This is a genomic window from Desertibacillus haloalkaliphilus (genome assembly GCF_019039105.1).
GTDB lineage: Bacteria > Bacillota > Bacilli > Bacillales > KJ1-10-99 > Desertibacillus > Desertibacillus haloalkaliphilus.
In genome coordinates, this window is sequence record NZ_JAHPIV010000456.1 from 1 (window position 1) to 355 (window position 355).

The window sequence follows — 355 nt, forward strand, 5'->3', positions numbered from 1 at the left end:
TTCTCTTTTTTCCTTTCTTCCTCCTTTCCCCCTTCTTTCTCTCTCCCTTCCCCCTCTTCTTCTTTCTTCTCCTTCTTCTCTTCTTTCCTCCCCTTTTCCTTTCTCCCCTTTTTCTTCTCCTCCCCTCCCTCTTTTTCCTTCTCCTTCCTCCTTTCTCCCCCTTCCTCCTCTTCTCCCTCCCTCTTTTCTTCCCTTTCTCCCTCTTCCTCCTTCCCCTCTTCCCCCTCTCTTTCTTTTCCTCTTTCTCTTCTCCCCCTCTTCCTCTTCCCCCTCCTCTTCTCTTTTCTCTCTCTTTTTTCTCCTCCTCCTTCCCCCCCCCCCCCCTTCTTCTCTTCTTCCCTCCCTCTTCTCTTCC

Annotated in this window: 1 protein-coding gene; it reads right to left on the reverse strand. The window is 51.0% G+C overall.

The features are described 5' to 3' along the window. On the reverse strand, positions 1–355 hold a 355-nt coding region (locus KH400_RS30235), incomplete at both ends, for a hypothetical protein (RefSeq protein WP_217228531.1).